The sequence below is a fragment of the Streptomyces sp. WM4235 genome (assembly GCF_001279725.1).
In the GTDB taxonomy this organism is placed as follows: Bacteria; Actinomycetota; Actinomycetes; order Streptomycetales; family Streptomycetaceae; genus Streptomyces.
Genome location: NZ_LGDE01000249.1, coordinates 1 through 26,069 on the forward strand (window position 1 = coordinate 1; position 26,069 = coordinate 26,069).

General features: G+C 73.1%; 20 protein-coding genes. 13 read left to right on the forward strand and 7 right to left on the reverse strand.

What is annotated here, in order from left to right:
- Positions 1-79: 79 nt before the first annotated feature.
- Positions 80-1,066: an ADP-ribosylglycohydrolase family protein gene (locus tag ADK55_RS18170; protein WP_053680037.1), complete on the reverse strand. Its 987-nt coding sequence runs from the start codon at positions 1,064-1,066 to the stop codon at positions 80-82.
- A gap of 258 nt (positions 1,067-1,324) precedes the next feature.
- On the opposite strand from ADK55_RS18170, the gene ADK55_RS18175 reads away from it, so the two are divergent.
- The 3 genes from ADK55_RS18175 to ADK55_RS18185 all read left to right on the forward strand — a co-directional run bounded on the left by ADK55_RS18175 (position 1,325) and on the right by ADK55_RS18185 (position 8,456).
- Positions 1,325-2,056 (forward strand): VIT1/CCC1 transporter family protein, encoded by a 732-nt coding sequence (locus ADK55_RS18175; RefSeq protein WP_053680039.1) that lies wholly within the window; start codon positions 1,325-1,327, stop codon positions 2,054-2,056.
- Positions 2,057-2,392: 336 nt separating this feature from the next.
- Entirely contained in the window at positions 2,393-7,003 is a 4,611-nt protein-coding gene (gene gltB, locus ADK55_RS18180; protein ID WP_053680041.1) for a glutamate synthase large subunit, read from the forward strand.
- A complete protein-coding gene (locus ADK55_RS18185; RefSeq protein ID WP_053680043.1) occupies positions 6,996-8,456 on the forward strand; it encodes a glutamate synthase subunit beta in 1,461 nt (486 codons plus the stop codon). Before gltB ends, ADK55_RS18185 begins: the two co-directional genes overlap by 8 nt.
- Before the next feature lie 146 nt (positions 8,457-8,602).
- Here the strand turns inward: ADK55_RS18185 and ADK55_RS18190 are convergent, their stop codons facing one another.
- Positions 8,603-11,509: a helix-turn-helix transcriptional regulator gene (locus ADK55_RS18190; protein WP_053680045.1), complete on the reverse strand. Its 2,907-nt coding sequence runs from the start codon at positions 11,507-11,509 to the stop codon at positions 8,603-8,605.
- A 148-nt stretch (positions 11,510-11,657) separates the two neighbouring features.
- Between ADK55_RS18190 and ADK55_RS37755 the strand changes: the two genes are divergently transcribed.
- The gene (locus ADK55_RS37755) at positions 11,658-12,341 is read left to right on the forward strand and encodes a hypothetical protein (RefSeq protein WP_159041447.1); all 684 of its coding nucleotides are present in this window, start codon (positions 11,658-11,660) and stop codon (positions 12,339-12,341) included.
- Positions 12,342-12,714: 373 nt separating this feature from the next.
- A complete protein-coding gene (locus ADK55_RS18200; protein WP_078999092.1) occupies positions 12,715-14,007 on the forward strand; it encodes a glycoside hydrolase domain-containing protein in 1,293 nt (430 codons plus the stop codon).
- 8 nt (positions 14,008-14,015) lie between these two features.
- On the opposite strand, the gene ADK55_RS18205 is transcribed toward ADK55_RS18200, so the two are convergent.
- The 3 genes from ADK55_RS18205 to ADK55_RS18215 all read right to left on the reverse strand — a co-directional run bounded on the left by ADK55_RS18205 (position 14,016) and on the right by ADK55_RS18215 (position 16,055).
- Complete coding sequence (locus ADK55_RS18205) at positions 14,016-14,543, reverse strand: pyridoxamine 5'-phosphate oxidase family protein (RefSeq protein WP_053680050.1); 528 nt, start codon at positions 14,541-14,543, stop codon at positions 14,016-14,018.
- Positions 14,544-14,579: 36 nt separating this feature from the next.
- Positions 14,580-15,308: a VWA domain-containing protein gene (locus ADK55_RS18210; protein WP_053680188.1), complete on the reverse strand. Its 729-nt coding sequence runs from the start codon at positions 15,306-15,308 to the stop codon at positions 14,580-14,582.
- 159 nt (positions 15,309-15,467) lie between these two features.
- Positions 15,468-16,055: a PadR family transcriptional regulator gene (locus ADK55_RS18215; protein ID WP_053680052.1), complete on the reverse strand. Its 588-nt coding sequence runs from the start codon at positions 16,053-16,055 to the stop codon at positions 15,468-15,470.
- Positions 16,056-16,229: 174 nt separating this feature from the next.
- Here ADK55_RS18215 and ADK55_RS18220 point away from each other — a divergent pair, with 174 nt between their 5' ends.
- From ADK55_RS18220 to ADK55_RS18230, 3 genes are all read left to right on the forward strand, one after another.
- Positions 16,230-16,955 carry an SDR family NAD(P)-dependent oxidoreductase gene (locus tag ADK55_RS18220; protein WP_078999102.1) on the forward strand — a complete coding sequence of 242 codons (726 nt, stop codon included), beginning with the start codon at positions 16,230-16,232 and terminating at the stop codon, positions 16,953-16,955.
- Positions 16,952-17,827 carry an alpha/beta hydrolase gene (locus tag ADK55_RS18225; protein ID WP_053680053.1) on the forward strand — a complete coding sequence of 292 codons (876 nt, stop codon included), beginning with the start codon at positions 16,952-16,954 and terminating at the stop codon, positions 17,825-17,827. The genes ADK55_RS18220 and ADK55_RS18225 overlap by 4 nt, the downstream gene beginning before the upstream one ends.
- A 106-nt stretch (positions 17,828-17,933) precedes the next feature.
- A complete protein-coding gene (locus ADK55_RS18230; RefSeq protein WP_053680055.1) occupies positions 17,934-18,668 on the forward strand; it encodes a class I SAM-dependent methyltransferase in 735 nt (244 codons plus the stop codon).
- An 82-nt stretch (positions 18,669-18,750) separates the two neighbouring features.
- Here ADK55_RS18230 and ADK55_RS18235 read toward each other — a convergent pair whose 3' ends face one another.
- Positions 18,751-19,743, reverse strand: coding sequence for an acyl-CoA dehydrogenase family protein (locus ADK55_RS18235; RefSeq protein WP_053680057.1), 993 nt, complete (start codon positions 19,741-19,743; stop codon positions 18,751-18,753).
- Entirely contained in the window at positions 19,743-20,888 is a 1,146-nt protein-coding gene (locus ADK55_RS18240; protein ID WP_053680059.1) for an acyl-CoA dehydrogenase family protein, read from the reverse strand. Before ADK55_RS18240 ends, ADK55_RS18235 begins: the two co-directional genes overlap by 1 nt.
- A 260-nt stretch (positions 20,889-21,148) precedes the next feature.
- Between ADK55_RS18240 and ADK55_RS18245 the strand changes: the two genes are divergently transcribed.
- The 5 genes from ADK55_RS18245 (at position 21,149) to ADK55_RS18265 (ending at position 25,942) form a co-directional block, all read left to right on the forward strand.
- The gene (locus ADK55_RS18245; protein WP_053680061.1) at positions 21,149-21,934 is read left to right on the forward strand and encodes an SDR family oxidoreductase; all 786 of its coding nucleotides are present in this window, start codon (positions 21,149-21,151) and stop codon (positions 21,932-21,934) included.
- Between the two features lie 15 nt (positions 21,935-21,949).
- Entirely contained in the window at positions 21,950-22,564 is a 615-nt protein-coding gene (locus ADK55_RS18250; protein ID WP_053680063.1) for a TetR/AcrR family transcriptional regulator, read from the forward strand.
- A 19-nt stretch (positions 22,565-22,583) separates the two neighbouring features.
- On the forward strand, positions 22,584-23,741 hold the full coding sequence (locus tag ADK55_RS18255; protein ID WP_053680065.1) for an acetyl-CoA C-acetyltransferase: 1,158 nt from the start codon (positions 22,584-22,586) through the stop codon (positions 23,739-23,741).
- Positions 23,742-23,964: 223 nt separating this feature from the next.
- On the forward strand, positions 23,965-24,171 hold the full coding sequence (locus tag ADK55_RS18260; RefSeq protein ID WP_030707191.1) for a cold-shock protein: 207 nt from the start codon (positions 23,965-23,967) through the stop codon (positions 24,169-24,171).
- A gap of 103 nt (positions 24,172-24,274) precedes the next feature.
- On the forward strand, positions 24,275-25,942 hold the full coding sequence (locus tag ADK55_RS18265) for a DEAD/DEAH box helicase (protein ID WP_053680067.1): 1,668 nt from the start codon (positions 24,275-24,277) through the stop codon (positions 25,940-25,942).
- Positions 25,943-26,069: the final 127 nt, after the last annotated feature.

Genomic DNA, 26,069 nt, shown 5'->3' on the forward strand with positions numbered 1-26,069 from the left:
GGGGAGGGGGGCGTGCGCGTCGGACCGGAGCCGCGCGTCCCGGTGGGCTCGGCCGAGTCCGGGGTGTAGGGCGAAGGGCTCATCGGGGGGTCTCGGCTTCCGGGGTGAGGAGGTCCGCGATGTCCAGGACGTGGTAGCCCCGCATCGAGGGGAGGCAGCTGCCCCGGACCGGGCCGATCGCCGCCGCCCAGTCGGCGGGGATGGAGGGGATGCCGGACATGGCGCCGGCCAGGGCGCCCGCCACGGCGGCCGTGGTGTCGGCGTCCCGGCCCATGTTCACGGCCGTCAGGACGGAACCGGGGAAGTCCCCGCGGCAGGCGGCGAAGGCGCCGAACGCCAGCCCCACCGCCTCGGGGGCCAGGTCCGTCCACGGGTAGCCGCCGATGACCACCGCCGAGCGCACCGCCCGTTCGCCGCGCGGGGCGGCGGTGACGGCCCGGCGCAACGAGCGGGCCGTCCAGGAGTCGGAGGGGATGACGGACAGGGCCGCCGAGACCACGGAGGCGGGCGAGCCCCCGGCCATGGCCGCCGCGACGCCCGCGGCGACTGCCTGGCCCCCGTAGATGCCCTCCCCGTCATGGCTGACGGAGCCGTCGATGGCCACCAGTCGGGCGGCCTCCGCGGGCCGGCCCGCGGCGAAGACGCCGAACGGGGCGGCCCGCATGGCCAGTCCGTCGGACCAGGCGTGGCGGTGCTGCGCCGAGATGGGGGCCGCGAGTCCCCGGCGGAGGTTCTCCAGCGTGCCGCGTTCCGAGAAGCCGGCCCCCCGGAACGGGCCCTCGTCCAGGTCGGCGATCCAGTGGTGCCACGCCCGCTCGACGTGGGCCACGGTCAGCGCGGAACCGTGCCGGGCCAGCAGCAGGCCCGAGAAGATCGCGTACTCGGTGTCGTCCGTGCCCGCCGGGTCCTCGGACACGAAGCCCTCGATCCGACCCCACTTCGCCCGGATCTGCGAAGGCTTCATGTTCTCCGCCGGGGCTCCCAGCGCGTCACCCACCGCGAGCCCCAGAAGAGCGCCCCGGGCTCGTTCGAGGAGGACCTGCGGATTGCATGCAATCAGCTCCATGGCGCGCCTCTCCACTTGATGGGACTCATGATGAGCCCTTGGGGGATTTGTGCCATGGCATGTGGTTTGTCGCTTGCCGCGAAACACCACCCGAACGCTCCCGTCACCCGGTCGCCGATCCACGAAACCGCAGGTAAGTACGGCCTTCCTTGCCGGCGGAGAGCGAAAATCGTGCGTAGGTTCGAGGTGTTCAGGGGGAGTGGGTTTCTGCGCGTCGCCTTCGCGCGCCCATTCGCAGGAAAAGGGGAGATACGCCGCATGTCCATCATCGACACCGAAGCACCGCTGCACACCGCCCACCGCGACAACCACACCCACCGTGACGTCAACGGCGGATGGCTGCGGCCGGCCGTGTTCGGGGCGATGGACGGACTGGTCTCCAACATCGCCCTGATGACCGGAGTGGCGGGCGGCGCGGTCGCGCCGCAGACTATCGTCATCACCGGCCTCGCCGGTCTGGCCGCAGGCGCCTTCTCGATGGCCGCCGGCGAATACACCTCGGTCGCCTCGCAGCGCGAACTGGTCCTGGCGGAGCTGGACGTGGAGCGTCAGCAGCTGCGCAAGCACCCGATCGACGAGATGGAGGAGTTGGCCGAGCTCTACGTCTCGCGCGGCGTCGCCCCCGCCCTGGCCCGCGAGGTGGCGATGCAGCTGTCCCGCGACCCGGAGCAGGCGCTGGAGATACACGCCCGCGAGGAGCTGGGCATCGACCCCGACGACCTGCCGTCGCCGCTGGTCGCGGCCGTGTCGTCCTTCGGCTCGTTCGCCCTGGGCGCGCTGCTTCCCGTACTGCCCTACCTGCTCGGCGCCACCGCCCTGTGGCCGGCCGTCCTGCTCGCGCTGATCGGACTCTTCGCCTGCGGTGCGGTCGTCGCCCGGGTCACCGCCCGCTCCTGGTGGTACAGCGGACTGCGGCAGCTCGTCCTGGGTGGTGCGGCCGCCGGTGTGACGTACATCCTGGGAACCTGGATCGGCGGCGCCGTAGGCTAACCGGCGCGGGAGTGAGACACTATGCGGTACACAACATAAGTAGTCCGTTACCCGGCGGTTTCGATTCCGTGTCCGCGGGGCATCAGGACAGGGCGTCGGGCAATGGTGCCCGCTCCGTGCCGGGACAGCCGCGGCCCGTGACGCGTCCGCAGATGTTCATGAGATCCAAGGGACCTCCCGGCAGGCCCCTTCTCCCCCTTCGGGCATGTCCGCATGTTGGAATGCGATATCCGCTTCTCGGGATTGCCGTCATCATGTAACCTGCACGAAATTTTGCAGAGGGCCAACGTCGTCCCTCGGCCATGCACATATGCCACGACGACGACGGGAGAGCCGATGCGTTCCGCATCCACGCACTCCGCGACCGGCCTCAGCACCACCGCCTGGTCGCCCATGGACGGTCGCCCCGCCCAGCAGGGCATGTACGACCCGCGCAACGAGCACGACGCCTGCGGCGTCGGCTTTGTGGCCAACCTCAGCGGCGAGGCCAGTCACACGCTGGTCGAGCAGGCGCTGACCGTATTGCGGAACCTCGAACACCGCGGCGCCACCGGCTCCGAGCCCGACTCGGGCGACGGTGCCGGAATCCTGTCCCAGGTGCCGGACGCCTTCCTGCGCGAGGTGGCCGGTTTCGAGCTCCCCGAGGCCGGCGCGTACGCCGTCGGCATCGCCTTCCTCCCCGCCGACGGCACCGCACGGGCCGTCGCCGTGGAACGCATCGAGGCCATCGCCGTCGAGGAGAACCTCACGGTCCTCGGCTGGCGCGAGGTCCCGGTCACCCCGGACCTGCTCGGCAACGGCGCCCGCGCCACCATGCCCGCCTTCTCGCAGCTGTTCGTGAGCAACGGGGCGAGCGGCATCGAGCTGGACCGCAAGGCGTTCGTGCTGCGCAAGCGCGCCGAGCGCGAGGCCGGCGTGTACTTCCCGTCGCTCTCCGCCCGCACCATCGTCTACAAGGGCATGCTGACCACCGGCCAGCTGGAGCCCTTCTTCCCCGACCTGTCCGACCGTCGCTTCGCGTCGACGCTCGCCCTGGTCCACTCCCGGTTCTCGACGAACACCTTCCCGTCCTGGCCGCTCGCCCACCCGTACCGCTTCGTCGCGCACAACGGCGAGATCAACACGGTCAAGGGCAACCGGAACTGGATGAAGGCCCGCGAGTCCCAGCTCGCCTCGGACGTCTTCGGCGAGGGCGACCTCGACCGGATCTTCCCGATCTGCACCCCCGACGCCTCCGACTCGGCCTCCTTCGACGAGGTCCTGGAGCTGCTCCACCTCGGCGGCCGGTCGCTCCCGCACAGCGTGCTGATGATGATCCCGGAGGCGTGGGAGAACCACGCGTCCATGGACCCGGACCGCCGCGCCTTCTACCAGTACCACTCCACGATGATGGAGCCCTGGGACGGCCCGGCCTGCGTCACCTTCACCGACGGCACCCAGGTCGGCGCGGTCCTCGACCGCAACGGTCTGCGCCCCGGCCGCTACTGGGTCACCGACGACGGCCTCGTCGTCCTCGGCTCCGAGGTCGGCGTGCTCGACATCGACCCGGCCAAGGTCGTCCGCAAGGGCCGCCTGCAGCCCGGCAAGATGTTCCTCGTCGACACCGCCCAGAAGCGGATCATCGAGGACGACGAGATCAAGGCCGAACTGGCCGGCGCCGCCCCCTACGCCGAATGGCTGGAAACCGGCGAGATCGAGCTCGAAGACCTTCCCGAGCGCGAGCACATCGTCCACACCCACGCCTCGGTCACCCGCCGCCAGCAGACCTTCGGCTACACCGAGGAAGAGCTGCGCATCATCCTCGCGCCGATGGCCCGCACCGCCGGCGAGCCGCTCGGCTCCATGGGCACGGACTCCCCGATCGCGGCCCTGTCCGAGCGCCCCCGGCTGCTCTTCGACTACTTCACTCAGCTCTTCGCGCAGGTCACCAACCCACCGCTGGACGCCATCCGCGAGGAGCTCGTCACCTCGCTGCTGTCCTCGGTGGGCCCGCAGGGCAACCTGCTGGAGCCGACCGCCGCCTCCTGTCGCAGCGTCACCCTGCCCTTCCCGGTGATCGACAACGACGAGCTGGCCAAGCTGATACACGTCAACGCCGACGGCGACATGCCGGGCATGAAGGCCGCCACGCTCTCCGGCCTCTACCGGGTCTCCGGCGGTGGCGAGGCACTCGCCGCCCGCCTGGAGGACATCCGCGGCGAGGTCGACGCGGCCATCGAGAACGGCGCCCACCTGATCGTCCTCTCGGACCGTCACTCGGACGCCGAGCACGCGCCGATCCCGTCGCTGCTGCTCACCGCCGCCGTGCACCACCACCTCATCGCCACCAAGCAGCGCACCCAGGTCGGCCTGCTGGTCGAGGCCGGCGACGTCCGCGAGGTCCACCACGTCGCGCTGCTCATCGGCTACGGCGCCGCCGCCGTCAACCCGTACCTCGCCATGGAGTCCGTCGAGGACCTGCTGCGCGCCGGTACCTTCCTGTCCGGCCTGGAGCCGGAGCAGGCCATCAAGAACCTGATCTACGCGCTCGGCAAGGGCGTCCTGAAGGTCATGTCCAAGATGGGCATCTCCACGGTCGCCTCCTACCGCGGCGCCCAGGTCTTCGAGGCCGTCGGCCTCGACCAGGAGTTCGTCGACACCTACTTCGGCGGCACCGCCACCAAGATCGGCGGCGCCGGCCTCGACGTCGTCGCCAAGGAGGTGGCCGCGCGCCACGCCAAGGCGTACCCGGTCTCCGGCATCGCCGCCACGCACCGCGCGCTGGAGATCGGCGGCGAGTACCAGTGGCGCCGCGAGGGCGAGCCGCACCTGTTCGACCCGGACACGGTCTTCCGTCTCCAGCACGCCACGCGCAACCGCCGGTACGACATCTTCAAGCAGTACACCGACCGGGTGAACGAGCAGTCCGAGCGCCTGATGACGCTCCGCGGACTCTTCGGGTTCAAGACCGGCGAGGCGGGCGACCGGCCGTCGATCCCCGTCGAGGAGGTCGAGTCCGTCGCCGACATCGTCAAGCGCTTCTCCACCGGCGCCATGTCGTACGGCTCCATCTCCAAGGAGGCGCACGAGACCCTCGCCATCGCCATGAACCAGTTGGGCGGCAAGTCCAACACCGGTGAGGGCGGCGAGGACCCGGACCGCCTGTACGACCCGGCGCGCCGCTCGTCCATCAAGCAGGTCGCCTCCGGCCGCTTCGGTGTCACCAGCGAGTACCTGGTCAACGCGGACGACATCCAGATCAAGATGGCGCAGGGCGCCAAGCCCGGCGAGGGCGGCCAGCTGCCCGGCCACAAGGTCTACCCGTGGGTCGCCAAGACCCGGCACTCCACCCCGGGCGTCGGCCTGATCTCCCCGCCCCCGCACCACGACATCTACTCCATCGAGGACCTGGCTCAGCTGATCCACGACCTCAAGAACGCCAACCCGGCGGCCCGCATCCACGTGAAGCTGGTCTCCGAGGTCGGCGTCGGAACGGTCGCCGCGGGCGTCTCCAAGGCCCACGCGGACGTCGTCCTCATCTCCGGCCACGACGGCGGAACGGGCGCCTCGCCGCTCACCTCGCTCAAGCACGCGGGCGGCCCCTGGGAGCTCGGCCTCGCCGAGACCCAGCAGACCCTGCTGCTCAACGGGCTGCGCGACCGCATCGTGGTCCAGACGGACGGCCAGCTCAAGACCGGCCGCGACGTCGTCATCGCCGCGCTGCTCGGCGCCGAGGAGTTCGGTTTCGCGACCGCGCCGCTCGTCGTCTCCGGCTGCGTCATGATGCGCGTCTGCCACCTGGACACCTGCCCCGTCGGCATCGCCACCCAGAACCCGGTCCTGCGCGAGCGCTTCTCCGGCAAGCCCGAGTTCGTCGTCAACTTCTTCGAGTTCATCGCGGAGGAGGTGCGCGAGATCCTCGCCGAGCTGGGCTTCCGCACCATCGAGGAGGCCGTCGGCCACGCCGAACTCCTCGACACCAGCAAGGCCGTCACGCACTGGAAGGCCCAGGGCCTCGACCTGGAGCCCCTCTTCCACGTGCCCGAGCTTCCCGAGGGCGCGGTCCGCCACGCCCTGATCGAGCAGGACCACGGCCTGGAGAAGGCGCTCGACAACGAGCTGATCAAGCTCGCCGGCGACGCCCTGAACGCCGCCACGGCCGAAGCCGCCCAGCCGGTCCGCGCCCAGGTCGCGATCCGCAACATCAACCGGACCGTCGGCACCATGCTCGGCCACGAGGTCACCAAGAAGTTCGGTGGAGCGGGCCTGCCCGACAACACCATCGACCTGACCTTCACCGGTTCGGCCGGCCAGTCCTTCGGCGCCTTCCTGCCGCACGGCGTGACGCTGCGCCTGGAGGGCGACGCCAACGACTACGTCGGCAAGGGCCTCTCCGGCGGCCGTGTCGTGGTCCGCCCGGACCGCGGCGCCGACCACCTCGCCGAGTACTCCACCATCGCCGGCAACACCATCGGCTACGGGGCCACCGGCGGCGAGATGTTCCTGCGCGGCCGTACCGGCGAACGCTTCTGCGTCCGCAACTCCGGCGCCCTCGTCGTCTCGGAGGGCGTGGGCGACCACGGCTGCGAGTACATGACCGGCGGCCAGGCCGTCGTCCTGGGCGAGACGGGCCGCAACTTCGCGGCCGGCATGTCGGGCGGCGTCGCGTACGTCATCGACCTCGACCCGAACAACGTCAACGTCGGCAACGCCGGCGCCGTCGAGACCACCCTCTCCGACACCGACAAGCAGTGGCTGCACGACGTGGTGCGTCGCCACGAGGAGGAGACCGGCTCGACCGTGGCCGCGAAGCTCCTCGCCGACTGGTCCGTCGCGGTGGACCGCTTCAGCAAGATCATCCCGACCACGTACAAGGCAGTGCTCGCCGCCAAGGACGCCGCCGAGCTGGCCGGACTCTCGGAGTCCGAGACCACCGAGAAGATGATGGAGGCGGCGATCAATGGCTGACCCGAAGGGCTTCCTCACCACCCCGCGCGAGACCGCCTGTTCCCGTCCCGTGGCCGACCGGCTCAAGGACTGGAACGAGGTCTACGTTCCGGGCTCGCTGCTCCCGATCATCAGCAAGCAGGCCGGCCGCTGCATGGACTGCGGCATCCCGTTCTGCCACAACGGCTGCCCCCTCGGGAACCTGATCCCGGAGTGGAACGACTTCGCGTACCGCGAGGACTGGTCGGCGGCGTCCGAGCGCCTGCACGCCACGAACAACTTCCCGGAGTTCACCGGGCGCCTGTGCCCGGCCCCGTGCGAGTCGGCGTGCGTCCTCGGCATCAACCAGCCCGCCGTCACGATCAAGAACGTCGAAGTCTCGATCATCGACAAGGCCTGGGACAACGGCAACGTCACCCCCCAGCCGCCCGAGCGGCTGTCCGGCAAGACGGCAGCCGTCATCGGCTCCGGCCCGGCGGGTCTCGCCGCGGCCCAGCAGCTGACCCGGGCGGGCCACACCGTGGTCGTGTACGAGCGCGCCGACCGCGTCGGCGGCCTGCTGCGCTACGGCATCCCCGAGTTCAAGATGGAGAAGGTGCACATCAACCGCCGCATCGAGCAGATGCGCGCGGAGGGCACCAAGTTCCGCACGGGCATCGAGGTCGGCCGCGACATCACGGCCACCGACCTGCGCAAGCGGTTCGACGCGGTCGTCATCGCGGCCGGCGCCACCGTCTCCCGCGACCTGCCGGTCCCCGGGCGCGAGCTCAAGGGCATCCACTTCGCGATGGAGTACCTGCCGCTCTCCAACAAGGTGCAGGAGGGCGACTTCGTCACCCCTCCGATCACCGCCGAGGGCAAGCACGTCGTCGTCATCGGCGGCGGCGACACCGGCGCGGACTGCGTCGGCACCGCCCACCGCCAGGGCGCGGCCTCGGTCACGCAGCTGGAGATCATGCCCAAGCCGGGCGAGGAGCGGAACCCCAACCAGCCCTGGCCGACCTTCCCGATGCTGTACAAGGTCACCTCGGCCCACGAGGAGGGCGGCGAGCGGGTCTACTCCGTCTCCACCACCCACTTCGAGGGCGACGAGGACGGCAACGTCCAGTCCCTGCACCTCGTCGAGGTCGCCTTCGAGGACGGCAAGCTCGTCCAGAAGGCGGGCACCGAACGCGTCCTCCCGGCGCAACTGGTCACCCTCGCCATGGGCTTCACCGGCACCGACCAGGAGAACGGTCTGGTCCAGCAGTTCGGCCTGGACCTCGACGCGCGCGGCAACATCGAGCGCGACGCCTCGTACGCGACCAACGTGGGCGGCGTCTTCGTCGCCGGCGACGCCGGCCGCGGCCAGTCGCTCATCGTGTGGGCCATCGCGGAGGGCCGCTCGGCCGCCCGCGGCGTGGACCGCTTCCTGACGGGCGCCAGCGCCCTGCCGTACCCGGTCAAGCCGACGGACCGTTCCATCACCGTGTAGTACCGACGGTGCACCCTCCCCCGGGCCTTCCGGGGGAGGACCCCTCATACGGCCCGTACAACGACGTACGGAAACCCGACACCGCGCCCGCCATGTCCCCGACCAGGGATGGCGGGCGCGGTGGCGTTCCCGGCAGGCCGGCGGCCTCAGCGGGGCGTCGAGCGGACCGTCAGGGCTGCCAGGGCCGAGCGGCTGGTGACGCCCGTCTTGTGGAAGATGTGCGACAGGTGGGTGTCGACCGTGCGCGGGCTCAGCCGCAGGCGCGCTGCGATCACCGGGGTGGTGAGGCCCTCCGCGACCAGGGCGGCGATCTGCTGTTCGCGCCGGGTCAGGGCGGGGAACCCGGACCCCCCGGCGGGCGTGGCCGCGGGTGACCCCGGGGCCCGGGCAGGGCCCGCCGCGGGCGTCGGCGTGGCCGGGTCGGGTGCCGCCGCGGGTGCCGGCGGCGGTTCGGGGGTCGGGGGGCGGGCGAGGTCCGCGAGGCCCGTCAACAGCCCGGCCCCGCCCGCCGCGGCCAGCCGGTGGCCCTGCTCCCACAGCGGCGCGGCCGCCGCCGCGTCGGCCGTCAGGGAGGCCCCGAACAGCAGCGACAGGGCCTCCCACAGGGTGGCGCCCGAGCGCCCCGCCTCCTCGGCCGCCTCCACGAACCGACGCGCCGCCCCGGCCGTGTCGCCCCGGGCCGCCAGGAGCTGACCCTCGCCGCGCAGTGCCGCCGCCCGCTGGGCGGGCAGGTCGAGCAGGTCCGCGTCCCGGCGGGCCCGGGCGGCCCACGCCTCGGCGGCGGGCAGGTCGCCGTCGGCGACGGCGGCGGTGACCAGGGCCTCCAGGAACAGGGGCCGCATGGACGGCTGGAGTGCGGCCAGGTCCGGTCCGCCACCGGCTCGCAGCATCGCGGACCGGGCCCGCCGGGGATCGCCCCCGTGCAGCGCGGCGTAACTGAGGACGCACCACGCGAGGGAGGCCCACCAACTGGTTCGGGGGCCGGCCGCGGCGACGGCCTCCTCGGCGACGGTCAGCGAGGTCCGGTCGCCGGGCGGCAGCGCGGCGATCAACACCTGCGCCTTGTTCGACAGGACGAGCGCGAGCAGTTCGTCGCTCCCGATCCCGCGGGCGATGCTCTCGGCCTCGTCGGTCAGTTCCAGTGCCGACCCCAGCCGGCAGGTGTTCATGTGGACGATGGCCTTGCAGAGCAGCAGGTGCGGCAGCAGGTGCAGGGGGCCGCTGCGCCGGGCGATGGCCAGCCCCCGGTCGGCGTGCCGTTCCGCGTCGGTGTACCGCTCCAGGTAGAACTCGGCCCAGCCCAGCCGGGCCAACGGTTCGCACAGGTCGGCGAGGTCCCGGTCGGTGAGCGCGTCCACCCGGGCACCGGCGCGGTCGGTGAACTCCCGGGCGGACGCCAGATTCCCCTCGTACGCCTCGCCGAGCGCCGCGACGGCCAGCGCCGTGGCCGCGGCCGGCTCGTTGCCGAGGGTCCGGGCCAGCTCGAAGGTGCGCTGTACGTCGGCCCGTACGGTCGGGTAGGCCGAGGCGTGCGGGGCGGACGAGCCGAGCTCCAGGCCGAGGGCCACCGCGTCGGCCGGTCCGGGCGCGGGGGTGCGGGACAGCTCGCGCCGCAGCAGCGACACGGCGGCCGGGTAGTGCCCGAGGTGGCGTTCCATCGAGGCGCACAGGGTGACGGCCGCCGCGCGCACCCCGCCGTCGTCGCTCTCGGGCACCTCGGCGATCACCTCGTGCAGCAGGTCCCGGCTCTCCCGCAACGCGCCGCAGACGCTCAACGCCCGGGCCCGCCGCAGCCGCAGCTCCCGCCGCCGCACGGCGTTGTCGGGCGTGTCCGGGAGGACCCGCAGCACCACCTCCAGCCAGTGCGCGCAGCTCGCGGGGGCCGTTGTCGCGGACTGCTCGGCCGCGTCGAGCAGCACGGCCGCGAGGTCGGGGTCCCAGCGGGCGGCGAGGGCCCGTTCCACGTGGTGGGCCCGGACGGCGGCCGAGGCACCGGCCCCGGCCAGCGCCTCGGCCGCCCGCCGGTGCATGCCGGTACGGCGCCGGTGCTCGGTGTTCTCGTGGATCACCGTCCGCAGCACGGGATGGCGCAGCGACCAGCTGTCGCCGGGCCCGGGCCGCAGCAGGTCACGGCGGGCCAGCACGGCCAGGTCGGCGTCGAGCCGGGCCATGTCGGGTACGGCCGCCGTCAACGCCAGCAACGGCGCCGTGGCCTGGTCCCCGAGCACGGCGACGGCCTCGGCGGTACGCCGCTGCGCGGTGGTGAGCGGGGTCAGTTCGTCGAGGAGCAGCGCGGCGAGCCCGCCGTCGGGGACGGCCGCGCCGGCCTGTCCCTGGAGCAGGGTCAGGAAGTACAGCGGGTTGCCCTCGCTGGCGGCGTACAGCCGGGCGGCCCGGGCGGGGGGCAGGCCGGGCACGAGGTCGGGCGCGAGCCGGGCGACGCAGGCCTCCTCGGGGAGCGGTCCGAGGTCCAGGCGCAGGACGGCGGCGGTGTCCACGCCCCGGGTGAGCGCGGCGGTGAGCGAGGGCGAGGTCTGCCGGTCCCGCCGGGCCACGGCGATGATCACCGGGGTGCGCGGGGGATGCCGTACGAGGTGGTCGAGCAGCTCCAGCGAGGCCGGGTCCGCCCAGTGGAGGTCGTCGAGGGCGATGAGCAGGCCCGGTCCGCCGCGGCCCAGGCGGGTGAGCAGACGCCCCGTCGCCCGGTGCACGGCGAACCGTTCGGCGTCCGCGCCGATCCCGCCCGCGTCCACCCCGTACAGGACGGGGGCGGCCGCCGCGGCGTCCGGCCCGTCCGGCGGCCCCGCGTCGAGGTCGGTGAAGGCGTCGGTGAACACCCCGAAGGGGATGTGCCGCTCGAACTCGGCCGCCCGGCCGCGCAGTACGGTCATGCCCCGGTCGGCGGCCCGCGCGCACAGTTCCGTCAGCAGGCGGCTCTTGCCGATTCCCGCGGCGCCCGTGAGGTCGACGACGGCGGGGGCGCCGCCGTCGAGCACCTCGACCAGGTGCCGGAGTTCGGCGGCCCTCCCGACCAGTGGAGTCCTGCGCATCATCAGCCCCCCGAGTCGGCGCCGGCCCGGACCGGTACACCCGGATTGTCTCCCGTACGCCCGGCCTACGTAGGTGGTTCCACGGATGTGGGACGGCAGGCGGGCTGTCACGCTCGGAATCGACTCCGGCTGTGTCTGACGAGGAGGCCGCATGCGTCGATTACGCGTACTCGTGGTTGCGTTCCTGACCGTTCCCGCGCTCGCGCTCGCGGGCTGCGGAGGGCATGGGGCGCCCCGGTCCCTGCCCTCCGATCCGCTCGTGCCGAGCACGACGACGTCCTCCGCCGCCGCACCGACGCCCACACCCTCCCCGACACCCACACCCACCCCGACCCCCTGGCCGACCCCGACGTGCACGGTCACCTCCGGCATGGGCCCGGACGAGAAGGCCGACTACCTCAAGGCCCTCAGGAGCAAGGACCGCCCCGACTACAGCGCCCTGTTCATGACGGACACCGGGGTCTACCTGAGCCTGAAGGACGGCAAACGCCCGTGCGAGGCGGTGGAGGTGAAGATCAGCCACTTCCGGGTCGACATGACCCGCGCCACGAGCAAGCCGGGCTACTCCCACTCCTACAAGCCGATCAACACGGTCGTCGTCAAGGTCGGGCCCCGCGACGGGTTCGCCCCGGGGAGCGTCCCCCCGCCACCGCAGGGATGCGGGGGAACGCTGTCCGTCCTGTACGTCGGTGACGAGATCACCGAGGACGACCTGCCGGACGAACTCCGGCTCCCGAGCACCGATTCCTCGATCGACTGGACGCTGGTCGTGCTCACCGCGGACCGCGCCCTCGACGGGGTCTTCCAGCCGCCGGCCGTCCTACAGAACTGCTGAGCCGGCCCGGCGGGACGGCGCGCCGTGGGGGTGTGCGTCGACCGCCGGGCCACGGGGCCGCTCCTCGGCGGGGGAGCGGGAAACACGACGGGCGGTACCGCTGGGGGGCGGTACCGCCCGTCGTGACGGGTCGTCACGGCGCCCGTCGTGACGGGGCCGGGCCCGGTTCGCTCGTGCGGGTGACGCGTCGCGGGAGCGGCGAGGGCGCCGGTTCCGCCCGACGAGGGCCGGACACCGGTCCGGGGTTCGGCGGGCCGGATCCGGGAGGGGGCGGGGGCCGCCGTCCTGGCGGGTCCGACCGTAGGCCGTACGGCCCATGTGCGGCGGATCGCGGCGCGGTTGAGGGCACCTGCCGTCTGGTAACTGTGGCCCCATGCCCTCCCGAATGCTGCTGCTGCGCTGTCTGCTGGGCGCCGCCCTGCTCATGCCCGCCCAGGCCGCGGTCGCCGTCACCGCCCCGGGCGGCGAAGGACGCACCGTCGACTACCGCGGGCTGCGGCTCACCGTCCCCGCCGACTGGCGGGTCGTCGACCTCGACCGGACCCCCGACGCCTGCCTGCGCCTCGACCGGCCCACGCTGTACCTCGGCCACGCCGGGACCCAGGCCGAATGCACCGGCCGGGCCGCCGTCAACCGCGCCGACACCCTGCACCTGGAGCCCCTCGACGGTGCCCCGCCGCGCGCCGACGTCCCCACCCTGAAGGCGAGCCCCGGGGCTCCGCTCCCGCGGACCGGGAGCGACAGCAACGAGCTGCGGTACGCGCTGCGCGGCTCCGGGGTGATGGCCACCGTCTCGTACGGCACCGGGCCCGACGCGGTACGCGGCCTCCTGGAGCGGGCCCGCCGCACGCCCGCCGGCGCCCCCGGGACGGTGGTTGACGTCGTGACCGCCGTCCTGCCGGCGCCCCGCAGCGCCCAGGAACCGTTCACCGGCCTCGGCTTCGACGCCTGCACCGCCCCGACCCAGACGGCGATGACCGCCTGGCGGCAGGGCTCGCCCTTCGGCGCCGTCGGCGTGTACATCGGCGGCCTGGCCCGGGCCTGCGCGCAGCCGCAACTGACCTCCGGCTGGATCCGCAGGCAGACCGGGGCGGGCTGGCACCTGATGCCGATCTGGGTGGGCCCGCAGCCCTGGCGCAGCAACACCACCGGGCTGTCCACCGACCCCTCCCGGGCCAACGAGCAGGGCATCGCCGCAGCCGAGGGCGCCGCCGACGCGGCACGGTCACTGGGCCTGGGCGCGGGCACGCTCCTCTACAACGACCTGGAGCACTACACCGATCGGGCCACCTGGGACGCCCCGGTCGTGGCCTACCTCACCGCCTGGACGGTGCGGTTGCACGAGCTGGGCTACAAGTCGGCGGCCTACGTGCACGCGGCCTCCGGGGTGCCGGCGCTGAGCGCGCACCACCACCAGGCGCCGCAGGCCATGCCGGACGTGCTGTGGGTGGCCCGCTGGAACCTCTCCGCGAGCGCCTCGGACGCCGACATGGGCCTGCCCACCGGGACGACCAAGTGGGCGGGCCCGCGCCGGGCCCACCAGTTCCGCGGCGGTCACGACGCCACGTACGGCGGGGTGACGATCAACATCGACCGCAGTTGGATCGACGTCGATCCCCGCCTCCTCGTCGTCCCCGGGGCGATCGGGCTCGGCCCCCTGGCCTGAGGGGCGTCTCAGCCGGCGGGGGAGTCCCCGGCCGGGTCCTCGCGCGGCGGTTCGTCGTCGTTGCCCCGGCGCAGGGTGTGGACGCCGCGCGCCGGGGTCCACGTCCGCACCACCAGGTCGTCGCCCTCGACGGTGATCCGCACGATCTCCGTCAGGTCGGCGTGGAAGAGGTGGAAGGGGTGCGGGGTCTCGGTCTCCTCCGCGTACCGGTGGAGCTCCGGCGGGTCCACGAGCTCCAGCGCCCGCCCGGAGATCCGGACGTCCCCGCCCTCCATCTCCTCGCCGGGGCCCGGGTTGGAGTGCAGCGCGAAACGGGGGTCGCGCTGGAGGTCCCTGGCCTTCATGGAACCGGCCATCATGCCGAGCCACAGTTCACCGCCGCGGATGTCCACGTTCAGCCCGGCCAGTCGGGGCGAGCCGTCCTTGCGGAGGGTGCCGAGGACGTGGTGCGGATACCGTGCGAAGCGGGCTCGGACGGCCGCCGCGAACTCCGGCTCCGCCGTCTCGAACACGGCCCAGTTGTTCGTCGTCGTCATCCCTCCATCCAAGCGCGGATCGCGCGCCGCCGCCGCTCAGACGCGCACGATGCCGGCCGCCCGGGCCGCCGCCAGCCAGGACGGGAACTCCGCGACCAGCCGGTCGTACAGCACGTCGTCCGGGACCCGGCGCGGATCCTCGCCGGCGTGGAAGTAGCCCGCGTTGTCGACGACCCGCTTCGCGGGGACGGGCAGTTCGTCGAGGCGGCGCAGGAAGTCGAACTGGGTGCTGCGGGTGTTGCCGAAGCCGACGAACTGCCAGAACAGCGGCAGCCGGGCGGCCTTGCAGAGGTAGCGCTCCGCCGCGAGCTTGTTGATCGGGCCGCCGTCCGTCTGGAAGACCACCAGGGCCGGGGCCGAGGAGCCCGAGTCGAGGTAGTGGTCGATGACCGCGTCCATCGCCAGGTGGTAGGCCGTCTTGCCCATGTGGCCCAGGCCGGCGGCGATCTCGGTGACCCGCCCGGCGTGGTCGGCCAGGGAGACCTCCGCGACCGCGTCCACCTCCGTGGAGAAGAACACGACGGGCACCCGGCCGTCGGTGTCCAGGTGGGCGGAGAGCCCCAGTACCCGATCGGCGAGGGACTGCACGCTGCCGTCCTGGTAGTACGGGCGCATCGACCCCGAGTAGTCCAGGACCAGGTACACGCAGGCCCGACCGCCCTCCATGCCGTGTTTGCGCAGCGACACCCCGGCGCTCTTGTACAGGTTCACCAACGCCGGAGCGGCTTCTTCCAACTTGCGGAGGTTTATCGCGCTACCCGTCATGGCGCCGAGCGTACGGCAGCCGGCGGCGCCGAAACCCGGTGTCGCGCCGGCCGCTCCCAGGCCCCCGTGCGATCGGATCATCCCGCCCGCGAGGCGCGTGCGGCCGGCTCCGAGCGGGTGGGCCCCGCCGTCGCGGGGCGTTCCGGCGTTCCGGCGGGCCTACGGCCGTGTGCCGCGCTCCGTCGCGAGTGCCTCGATGTCGTCGAGCATCGCGGCCGCCAGGTCGCGCTCGGAGGCGTAGTACCGTTCGGCCCACTTGAGGGTCAGCGCCGGGTAGGCCCAGGAGGCCTCCTGTTCGGCCTCTTCCGCGTCCGCCACCGCACTGAGGCGCATCGTCTCCGCGAACTCCCGTTGCCGTAGCAGGACTTCGCGCATCTGCTCCGGCTCCAGCAGGTGGCCGAGCCACAGTCGGAGCATGGGGCCGTGCTTGAGCACCGGTGGGTCGACCGGCGCCTCGCGCGCCCATTCCCGTACGGCCGTCATGCCTTCGTCGGTGATCCGGTACACGCGTTTGTCGCGGGTGCCGGTCTCCTGGGCGATCAGGCGCGAGGAGGCGTATCCGGCCTTCTCCAGCCGCTTGAGTTCGCTGTAGATCTGACTGAAGGACGGGCTCCAGTAGAAGAAGCGCAGCGATCGGTCGGACCACTTCTTCAGGTCGTAGCCGGAGAGCTCCTCGCCGAAGGAGAGCAGTCCGAGCACTGCCCAGCCGGTCGCGGGGAGGGTGCGCCTGTTCGTCTCGTCTGCCACGCGGCGCAGTCTACGACCGGTCCGCGCGGGCTCTCTTCCCTCGACAGAACGTGACTGCTAGAAGTATTCCTCATAGGCATACCTGGCCCCGTCCCCCGGGAGGCGTGCGTGGAGACCAGCCGCCGGTGGGGCCGGAAGGTCATCCCGCGCTCACGTGCCCTGGAGGGCCGAACCGTGATCCCATTGGACGGCAAGGTCGTCGTCATCACCGGCGCCGGACGCGGGCAGGGCGCCGCCGAGGCCCGCCTGTGCGCGGAGGCGGGAGCCCGGGTCGTCGTCACCGACATCCGGGAGGAGGAGGGCCGGGAGGTCGCCGCGACCCTGGAGGACCAGGGGCTGTACGTCCACCACGACGTGGCCGACGCCGACGGCTGGGCCCGGGTCGTACGGGAGGCCGTGGCCGCCTTCGGCACGATCTCGGCGCTCGTCAACAACGCGGCCCTGTGGCGCACCGCCCACGTGGAGCGGCAGTCCCTCGCCGACTTCGAGGCGCTGCTGCGGGTCAACCTGCTCGGCCCCTTCCTCGGCATCCAGGCCGTCGCCCCCGTCATGCGCGCCGGCGGGGGCGGTTCGATCGTCAACGTGTCCTCCACCGCCGGACTGGTCGGCATCCCGGGCCACGCGGCCTACGGATCCACCAAGTTCGCCCTGCGCGGGCTGACCCGGTCGGCCGCCCTGGACCTGGCGGGGGACCGGATCCGCGTCAACTCCGTGCACCCGGGCGCCATCGACACCCCGATGATCTCCGCGGTGTCGGACAAGGACTGGTCCCACGTGCCGCTGGGCCGCATGGGCCGGCCCGAGGAGGTCGGGGAACTGGTCCGGTTCCTCTGCTCGGACGCCTCCTCGTACGTCACCGGCGGCGAGTTCACCGTGGACGGGGGGACGACGGCCCGATGAGCGACTCCCTCTCGCCCGCCGCCCGGCGGCTGTGCGACCTCATGGCCGCGGCCTTCCCCGGCCCCGGCGACCCGGACGCCCTACGGGCCGCGGCCACCGCCGGCGGGCGCGCCCCCGGACCCGCGGTGGCCGACGTGCACGACGACGACGCCCGCGGGGTCCCCGTCCGCGTGTACGACCCCGACCCCGGAGCCTCGGGGCGCCCGCTCGTCGTCTACCTCCACGGCGGCGGCTGGGTCATGTGCGACCTCGACACCCATGACCCCGGCTGCCGCCGGCTCGCCGCCGCCTCGGGCGCGGTCGTCGTCTCCGTCGACTACCGGCTCGCCCCCGAACACCCCTGGCCCGCCGCGCCCGACGACGCGCTGACCGCGCTGCTGTGGGCCCGCTCCCGAGCCGCCGCGCTGGGCTGCGACCCCGACCGGACGATCGTCGCCGGGGACTCCAGCGGCGGCACCCTGGCGGCCGTGACCGCGCTGCGGGCCCCCGAACTCCTCGCGGGACAACTGCTGTTCTACCCGCCCCTGGACGCGGCCATGGACACCCCGTCCGTGGAGAGGTACGGGCGGGGGTACTTCCACACCGCCGCCCACATGGCCTGGTACTGGGACCGGTACGGCGGGGACCCCGCGCACCCGCACGTCTCGCCGCTGCGCGCCCCCGACCTGACCGCACTGCCGCGCACCCTGATCGTCCTCGCCGACTGCGACGTGCTGCGGGACGAGGGGCTGGCGTACGCCCGCCGGCTGGGGGAGGCGGGCGTGGACTGCGGCGTCCAGCTGTACCCGGGCGTCTTCCACGGCTTCCTGGGCACACCGCTGCCGGCCGCCGGCGCGGCGTACGCGGCGGCCGCCGCGTGGATCAGGGGCTGAGGGGGCGGCACGGTCCGGCCCGTGGAGGCCGTGCGGTGCTCCCCGGACGCGCCCGGGCGCCGGCGAACCGCTGTCGAAGATCGGCGGCGGCGCGAAGAATGGGCCCATGACGATCCCCTCCCGCGCCCGCTCCTTCGACGCCGCCGCCGCGCTGTACGCCGCGCACCGGCCCGCCTACCCCGACGCGCTCCTCGACGCCCTGGAGGAGCTGAGCGGCCGCCCGCTCGCCGGCTCCCGGGTCGCCGACGTGGGGGCCGGGACCGGCATCGCGACGGCCCTGCTGCACGCGCGCGGGGCGCACGTCCTCGCCGTCGAACCCGGCGACGGGATGGCCGCCGAACTGCGCCGCGCGCACCCCTGGATACCGCTGGTGCGCGGGGACGGCGACCGGCTGCCGCTGGCCGGCGACGCCTTCGACCTGCTCACCTACGCGCAGGCCTGGCACTGGACCGACCCCGCCCGCTCCGTCCCCGAGGCCCGCCGCGTGCTGCGGCCCGGCGGCGCGCTCGCGATCTGGTGGAACGACATGGACGAGTCGGTGCCGTGGGTCGCCGAACAGGCCGCGCGGATCCGGGCCCTCTTCGGCGCCGACGGCGTGTCCTTCCGCACGCTGCCCGCCGGCCTCGACTCCGGTTTCCGCACCCGCACCGTGCCCTGGTCCCGCCGGATCACCCTCGACGAGCACCTCGCCAACCTCGCCAGCCACTCGGCGTTCCTGCTCCTCGGCGAGGCCGGCACCCGGGAGTTCACGGACCGGGAGCGGTCGGTGCTGGGCGCCCTCTTCCCGGACGGCACGGTGGAGGAGCCGTACGTGGTCAGCCTCCACGTGAGCGTCCTGTGACGGGTGCGGTGACGGTCGCGCCCCACGAACGCGACCGCGATCACGCCCGGGACCGTGACCGCGGCGGGGACCGCGGCCACCGCTACCGCCCGGCGGCCCCGAGCACCGCCGCCCGGCACGCCGACGGCGTCCCCCACGCGTCCCGCAGCGGGCGCGCCTTGCGCAGCCACAGCGACAGGTCCAACTCCTCGGTGTAGCCGACCGCCCCGTGGAGTTGGAGCGCCGTCATCGCCGCCGCGTACGAGGCCTCGCCCGCCGCGAGCTTCGCCGCCGCGACCTCGCCCGGATCGAGGGACAGCCCGGCCGCCCACACCAGCGGCCGGGCGAACTCCAGGCCCAGCAGGGTGTCCGCCAGCCGGTGCTTGACCGCCTGGAACCCGCCGATCCGCGTGCCGAACTGCGTGCGCTGCTTCGCGTACTCCACCGTCCGCGTCAACAGGGTCTCCCCGACGCCCAGGCACTGCGCCGCCGTCAGCAGCCGCGCCCACCCCAGGGCGCTGTGCGCCGCCGCCGTCACCGAGGGCCCGCGGGCCAGCAGCTCACCGCCCCCGGCCGGGGGGCGCAGCAGTCTGCGCGTCGGGTCGGTCGAGCGCAGGACCGGCGGTCCGCCGTCCGGGTCCGCCAGCCGCAGTTCGCCGGCCTCCGACACCGTGAAGCAGTACGTGGCCGCGTCCGCGTCCAGGGCGTACGGGGCCGCGTCCGCCAGGGTCAGCGAGGCCGAGGCGCCGCCCGAGAGAAGCCCCGGGAGGAAACGCTTCGCCGGCCCCTCGTCGTCCAGACCCGCCAGCAGCACCGAGGCCGCGACCGTCTCCACCACCGGACCCGGCACCCCGGCCCGCCCCAACTCCACGAACCCGAGGGCCGCTTCCAGCGGCAGCGGCCCGAGCCCGTCGTGTTCCTCGCCGGCGGCGAGCGCGAACAGGCCGGTGTCGGCGAGGCGGGACCACAGGGCCCGCCCCGGCGCGTGGTCGCCCGCGCCCCAGGCCCGTACGGCCGCCGGGACCTCGGACGCGTCGAGCAGCCGGCGCAGTGTCCGCACGAACTCGCGCTGTTCGTCGGTCGGCAGGAAGCGCATCAGCGGCGGCCCTTCGGGAGGCCGAGCAGCCGCTCGGCGATGATGTCGCGCTGGATCTCGTTCGTCCCGGCGTAGATCGGGCCGGCCAGGGAGAAGAGCCACGGTTCGGCCCACTCGCCGTCCGCCAGCTCCGCGTCCGCGCCCAGCAGGTCGAGCGCCGTCTCGTGCAGGGCGATGTCGTACCGGGACCAGAACACCTTGTTCAGGCTGGACTCGGCGCCGATCGTCTCGCCCGCCGCGAACCGCGAGGCGTTCCCCCAGGTGAACAGCTCGTACGCGCGCGCCCCGACCAGCGCGTCCGCGACCCGGTCCGACAGCGCGGTGTCGGCGGGATCCCCGACCTCCCGCCACAGCCCGAGCAGCCGGTCCGCCGCCGCCAGGAAACGGCCGGGGGAGCGCAGGGTCAGCCCCCGCTCGTTGCCGGTCGTGGACATCGCGATCCGCCAGCCCTGCCCCGGCTCCCCGATGACGTCCTCGTCCGGGACGAACACCCGGTCCAGGAAGAGTTCCGCGAACGCCGGTTTGCCGTCCAGGCGGCCGATCGGCCGCACCGTCACCCCCGGCGCACGCAAGTCGAACATCAGGTACGTCAGCCCCTGGTGCGGCTTCGGGGCCTGGGGGTCGCTCCGGAAGATGCCGAACGCCCGGTCCGCGAACGCCGCCCGCGAGGACCAGGTCTTCTGCCCGGACAGCAGCCAACCCCCCTCCGTGCGGACCGCCCTCGACGTCAGGGAGGCCAGGTCGGAGCCCGACTCCGGCTCCGACCAGGCCTGCGCCCAGATCACCTCGCCGCTCGCCATGGACGGCAGCACCCGCGCCCGCTGTTCGGCCGTCGCGTGGTCGAACAGGGTGGGGGCCAGCAGGTTGATGCCGTTCTGGGAGACCCGGCCGGGCGCGCCCGCCGCCCAGTACTCCTCCTCGAACACCAGCCACCGCTCGATGTCCACGCCCCGGCCGCCGTACTCCTCCGGCCAGGACACCACCGCCCAACGGTCGGCGTGCAGCCGGGCCTCCCACTCCCGGTGCGCCGCGAAACCCTCGGCCGTCTCCAGCGAGGGGAGGGGGGCGGCCGGGACGTGCCCGGCCAGCCAGGCCCGGGCCTCCTCGCGGAAGGCCTCCACCCGCGGCGTGTGGGTGAGGTCCATCAGCCGGTCGCCCCCTTCGCGGTGGCGCCCTTCGGGGTCGCGTGGAGCACCGGCGGTCCGTCGGTCTCGGGGGTGCGGGCAGCGGACATCGACACATCCTTCCCTAACAAGTGTTTGGTAGGTTAACGTACGGGCGGGAGCGGCGTCGAGGAGAGCGGCGCCGGCTCTTCTCCGCACCGACACCGGCCACGCGGCCCGGACGGGATCCAGCGCGACACCATCGCCGAGCGGCTCCTCGGCCTTCCCCAGGAGGTACGGGCGTGAACGCACCCGAGTACGTCACCGGGCACGGGCTGCTCGCCGGCCGAACCGCCGTGATCACCGCCGCCGCCGGGGCCGGCATCGGCGGCGCGACCGCCCGCCGCTTCCTGGAGGAGGGGGCCCGCGTCCTGATCGGCGACGCCCACACCCGCCGCCTCAAGGAGACCGAAGGCGCGCTGGCCGCCGAGTTCGGGGCGGACCGGATCGACTCCCTGCCGTGCGACGTCACCGACGAGGACCAGGTCCGGGCTCTGTTCACACACGCCGAACAGACCCACGGCGCCCTCGACATCGTCGTCAACAACGCCGGACTCGGCGGCACCGCCGCCCTGGTCGACATGACCGACGACCAGTGGGGCCGGGTCCTCGACGTCACCCTCAACGGCACCTTCCGCTGCACCCGGGCCGCCCTGCGCTCCTTCAAGGCCGCGGGCACCGGCGGCGGGGTCGTCGTCAACAACGCCTCCGTCGTCGGCTGGCGCGCCCAGACCGGTCAGGCCCACTACGCCGCCGCCAAGGCCGGGGTGATGGCGCTCACCCGCTGCGCCGCCCTGGAGGCCGCCGAGTTCGGCGTACGGATCAACGCGGTCGCCCCCAGCCTCGCCATGCACCCGCACCTGGTGAAGGTCACGAGCGAGGAACTCCTCGCCGAACTCACCGCCCGCGAGGCCTTCGGCCGGTACGCCGAACCCTGGGAGGTCGCCAACGTCATCGTGTTCCTGGCCAGCGGCTACTCGTCGTACATGACCGGCGAGACGGTGTCGGTCAGCAGCCAGCACGCGTAGGTCGAGAATGGGCGCGTGCCGACGAACAAGAAGAAGCCACAGGTGACCGCGTCCCCCGAGCGCAGACGGGAGCTCCTCGACACCGCCGCCGAGGTCTTCGCCGCGCAGGGCTACAACGCCACCACCGTGCGCAAGATCGCCGATGCCGCCGGGATGCTCGCCGGCAGCCTTTACTACCACTTCGATTCCAAGGAATCGATGCTCGACGAGATCCTCTCCGCCTTCCTGAACGAGCTGTGGGCGGGGTACGACACCGTCCTCGCCGCCGGTCTCGGCCCCAGGGAGACCATCGAGGCCCTCGTCACCGAGTCCTTCCGGGAGATCGACCGGCACCGCGCCGCCGTCGCGATCTACCAGAAGGAATCCCGCCACCTGTCCGCGCAACCCCGCTTCCACTACCTCTCCGACTCGCAGCAGAAGTTCGAGAAGGCCTGGCTGGGGACGCTGGAGCGCGGGGTGGCCGCCAAGGCCTTCCGGGCCGACCTGGACATCCGCCTCACCTACCGCTTCGTGCGCGACACGGTGTGGGTCGCGGCCTCCTGGTACCGGCCGGGCGGACAGCACAGCCCCGACGAGATCGCCCGTCAGTACCTGTCGATGGTGCTGGACGGGATCGCCCTGCGCGACTGACCGAACCAGAGGAGCCCCGATGCCCGAGGCCTACATCGTCGACGCCGTACGCACCCCCGTGGGGCGACGCAAGGGAGGCCTGGCCGGCGTGCACCCCGCCGACCTCGGCGCCCACGTCCTGCGGGCCCTGATGGAACGCTCCGGCGTGGACCCCGCCGCCGTCGAGGACGTGGTCTTCGGCTGCCTCGACACCGTCGGGCCGCAGGCCGGCGACATCGCGCGGACCGCCTGGCTCGCCGCCGGCCTCCCCGAGGAGGTCCCCGGGGTGACGGTGGACCGCCAGTGCGGCTCCTCCCAGCAGGCCGTCCACTTCGCGGCGCAGGGCGTGCTGTCCGGCACCCAGGACCTGGTCGTCGCCGGCGGCACCCAGAACATGTCGATGATCCCGATCGCCTTCGCCTCGCGGCAGGCCGCCGAGCCGCTGGGCCTCACCGAAGGCCCGTACGCGGGATCGCAGGGCTGGCGCGCCCGGTACGGCGACGCGCCCGTCAACCAGTTCCACGGGGCGCAGCTGATCGCCGAGAAGTGGAGGATCTCGCGCCTCGACATGGAGGAGTTCGCGCTGCGCTCGCACCGGCGGGCCCTGCGTGCGATCGACGAGGGACGCTTCGAACGGGAGATCGTGCCGTACGGGGACGTCCGCGTGGACGAGGGCCCGCGCCGGGACACCACCCTGGAGAAGATGGCCGGCCTGCGGCCCGTGGTCGAGGGCGGCACCATCACGGCGGCCGTCTCCTCCCAGGTCTCCGACGGCGCCGCGGCGATGCTGATCGCCTCCGAGCGGGCGGTCGCCGAACACGGCCTGCGCCCCCGGGCCCGTATCCACCACCTGTCCGTACGGGGCGAGGACCCGATCCGGATGCTGTCCGCCCCGATCCCGGCGACGGCGCACGCCCTGAAGAAGACGGGCCTCTCGCTCGACGAGATCGACCTCGTGGAGATCAACGAGGCCTTCGCCCCCGTCGTGCTGGCCTGGCTGAAGGAGACCGGCGCGGACCCGGAGCGGGTCAACGTCAACGGCGGCGCCATCGCGCTCGGCCACCCCCTGGGCGCGACCGGCGTCAAGCTCATGACGACCCTGCTGCACGAGCTGGAGCGCACCGGGGGCCGCTACGGCCTCCAGACGATGTGCGAGGGCGGCGGACAGGCCAACGTGACGATCATCGAGCGGCTCTGAGGCCCCCGGGGAACCGGACCCCTCCGGGGCGCTCGGGCGCTCCGGAGCCAGGTCACAGACCCGCGGGGGCGCGGGTGCGCCGGCGTGTGCTAGCTTAGAGCTCGTTGCAGTTGTGGTACCCATGAACTTTATGTGCGCCTGACGGGAATGCTCCGACAGGCGCTTTAATTGTTTTTACCGGGATCTCCGGATGGGGCCCTTGCCGCCTATTCAGGAGATTCAAATGGCACTTGGCACCGTGAAGTGGTTCAACTCGGAAAAGGGCTTCGGCTTCATCGAGCAGGACGGTGGCGGCCCGGACGTCTTCGCCCACTACTCGAACATCGCCACCCAGGGCTTCCGTGAGCTCCAGGAGGGCCAGCGCGTGTCCTTCGACGTCACCCAGGGCCAGAAGGGCCCCCAGGCGGAGAACATCCTCCCCGCCAACTGACGTAATCAGCACGCCGGGGTCCGCACCGTGAAGGTGCGGGCCCCGGCTTGTCTGCTGTTTCGACTGTTTGTTTTACCTGCCGGTTTCAGGAGGGCTTTCTCGCATGACCAGCTCCAGCTCCGCACGACCCAGCCGCCGCCCCACCCGGGGTCGAGGTGCGGCTCAGGGACGTCCGAAGGCTGGCGCGGGACGGCAGAAGTCCGCCCCCGTGGCCAGGCCCCAAGAATTCACCATGCCCGAACCGCTGACCCCGGCCCTGCCGCCGGTCGCCGCGTTCGAGGACATGGGCATGCCCGAGGCGCTGCTGAAGACCCTCGCCGCCCAGGGCGTCACCGACCCGTTCCCGATCCAGTCCGCCACGCTGCCGAACTCGCTCGCCGGCCGTGACCTGCTCGGCCGCGGCCGTACCGGCTCCGGCAAGACCCTCGCCTTCGGCCTGGCGCTGCTGGCCCGCACCGCCGGTCGCCGCGCGCAGCCGAAGCAGCCGCTCGCGCTGGTCCTCGTACCGACCCGCGAGCTCGCGCAGCAGGTCACCGACGCCCTGGCCCCGTACGCCACGGCCGTCAACCTGCGCATCGCGACCGTCGTCGGCGGCATGTCGATCAACCGCCAGTCCGGTGCGCTGCGCCGCGGCTCCGAGGTGCTCGTCGCCACCCCCGGCCGACTGAAGGACCTCATCGACCGCGGTGACGCCGACCTCTCGCAGGTCTCCATCACGGTCCTCGACGAGGCCGACCAGATGACCGACATGGGCTTCATGCCGCAGGTCACCGCGCTGCTCAAGCAGGTCGAGGCCGACGGCCAGACCATGCTGTTCTCCGCGACGCTCGACAAGAACATCGACAAGCTCGTCAAGATGTTCCTGCACGACCCGGTCGCCTTCTCCGTCGACCCGTCCGCCGGCGCGGTCAGCACGATGGAGCACCACGTCCTGTACGTCATGGACGAGACCGACAAGAAGGCCGTGGCCACGCGCATAGCCGCACGCGACGGCCGGGTGATCATGTTCGTCGACACCAAGCGCGGGGTCGACCGCATGGTCAAGAAGCTCCTCGCGGACGGCGTCCGCGCCTCCGGTCTGCACGGCGGCCGCTCGCAGCCGCAGCGCAACCGGACCCTCGACTGGTTCAAGACGGGCGAGGTCACCGCGCTGGTCGCCACCAACGTGGCCGCCCGCGGCATCCACATCGACGACCTCGACCTCGTCGTCAACGTGGACCCGCCCACCGACCACAAGGACTACCTGCACCGCGGTGGCCGCACCGCCCGTGCCGGCGAGTCCGGCAGCGTCGTCACCCTGGTGCTGCCCGACCAGAAGCGCGACATGACCCGGCTGATGTCGGACGCCGGGATCTCCCCGCGCACCGCGCAGATCAAGTCCTCCGACGCGGAGCTGTCCCGCCTGACCGGTGCCAAGGAGCCCTCGGGCGTCCCCGTGGTGCTGGACGCGCCGCAGCCCACCCCGCCGAAGCCGCGCAGCGCCGGCCGCTCCGGCGGCGGCTCCACCGCCGGCGGCGCGCGTCGTCGTTCCGGTGGCGGCCAGGGCGGCGCCGCGGCCTCGACCACGGCGGGCGGCGGCGACCGTTCGCGTCGGGCCCGTTCCGCCGGCGGCCAGGGTGGCGCCGGCCAGTCCGGCGCACGCGGCCAGGGCGCCCCGGCGGGCTCCCGCGGTCAGGGCGGCGGCCAGGGCGGTGCCCGCACCGGCGGCGCGCCCGCCGCGCGTCGTCGCTCCGGCGGCGGCCGTCCGGCGGCCGGGCGCGCGGGTTCCTGACCCTTCGCGAGTCCGACCCCCGCGAGCCCGACCGCTCGCGACACGAACACACCGGTACGCCGGGCGGCGCGGAACACGCGCCGCCCGGCGTTTCGCCGTTCCGGGCCCCGGGTGCCTTCGCCGACGG

Coding starts and splice junctions, on each gene's coding strand:
- ADK55_RS18170 (WP_053680037.1), bottom strand. CDS start 1,066: ATGGAGCTGATTGCATGCAATCCGCAGGTCCTCCTCGAACGAGCCCGG.
- ADK55_RS18175 (WP_053680039.1), top strand. CDS start 1,325: ATGTCCATCATCGACACCGAAGCACCGCTGCACACCGCCCACCGCGAC.
- gltB (WP_053680041.1), top strand. CDS start 2,393: ATGCGTTCCGCATCCACGCACTCCGCGACCGGCCTCAGCACCACCGCC.
- ADK55_RS18185 (WP_053680043.1), top strand. CDS start 6,996: ATGGCTGACCCGAAGGGCTTCCTCACCACCCCGCGCGAGACCGCCTGT.
- ADK55_RS18190 (WP_053680045.1), bottom strand. CDS start 11,509: ATGATGCGCAGGACTCCACTGGTCGGGAGGGCCGCCGAACTCCGGCAC.
- ADK55_RS37755 (WP_159041447.1), top strand. CDS start 11,658: ATGCGTCGATTACGCGTACTCGTGGTTGCGTTCCTGACCGTTCCCGCG.
- ADK55_RS18200 (WP_078999092.1), top strand. CDS start 12,715: ATGCCCTCCCGAATGCTGCTGCTGCGCTGTCTGCTGGGCGCCGCCCTG.
- ADK55_RS18205 (WP_053680050.1), bottom strand. CDS start 14,543: ATGACGACGACGAACAACTGGGCCGTGTTCGAGACGGCGGAGCCGGAG.
- ADK55_RS18210 (WP_053680188.1), bottom strand. CDS start 15,308: ATGACGGGTAGCGCGATAAACCTCCGCAAGTTGGAAGAAGCCGCTCCG.
- ADK55_RS18225 (WP_053680053.1), top strand. CDS start 16,952: ATGAGCGACTCCCTCTCGCCCGCCGCCCGGCGGCTGTGCGACCTCATG.
- ADK55_RS18230 (WP_053680055.1), top strand. CDS start 17,934: ATGACGATCCCCTCCCGCGCCCGCTCCTTCGACGCCGCCGCCGCGCTG.
- ADK55_RS18235 (WP_053680057.1), bottom strand. CDS start 19,743: ATGCGCTTCCTGCCGACCGACGAACAGCGCGAGTTCGTGCGGACACTG.
- ADK55_RS18240 (WP_053680059.1), bottom strand. CDS start 20,888: ATGGACCTCACCCACACGCCGCGGGTGGAGGCCTTCCGCGAGGAGGCC.
- ADK55_RS18255 (WP_053680065.1), top strand. CDS start 22,584: ATGCCCGAGGCCTACATCGTCGACGCCGTACGCACCCCCGTGGGGCGA.
- ADK55_RS18260 (WP_030707191.1), top strand. CDS start 23,965: ATGGCACTTGGCACCGTGAAGTGGTTCAACTCGGAAAAGGGCTTCGGC.
- ADK55_RS18265 (WP_053680067.1), top strand. CDS start 24,275: ATGACCAGCTCCAGCTCCGCACGACCCAGCCGCCGCCCCACCCGGGGT.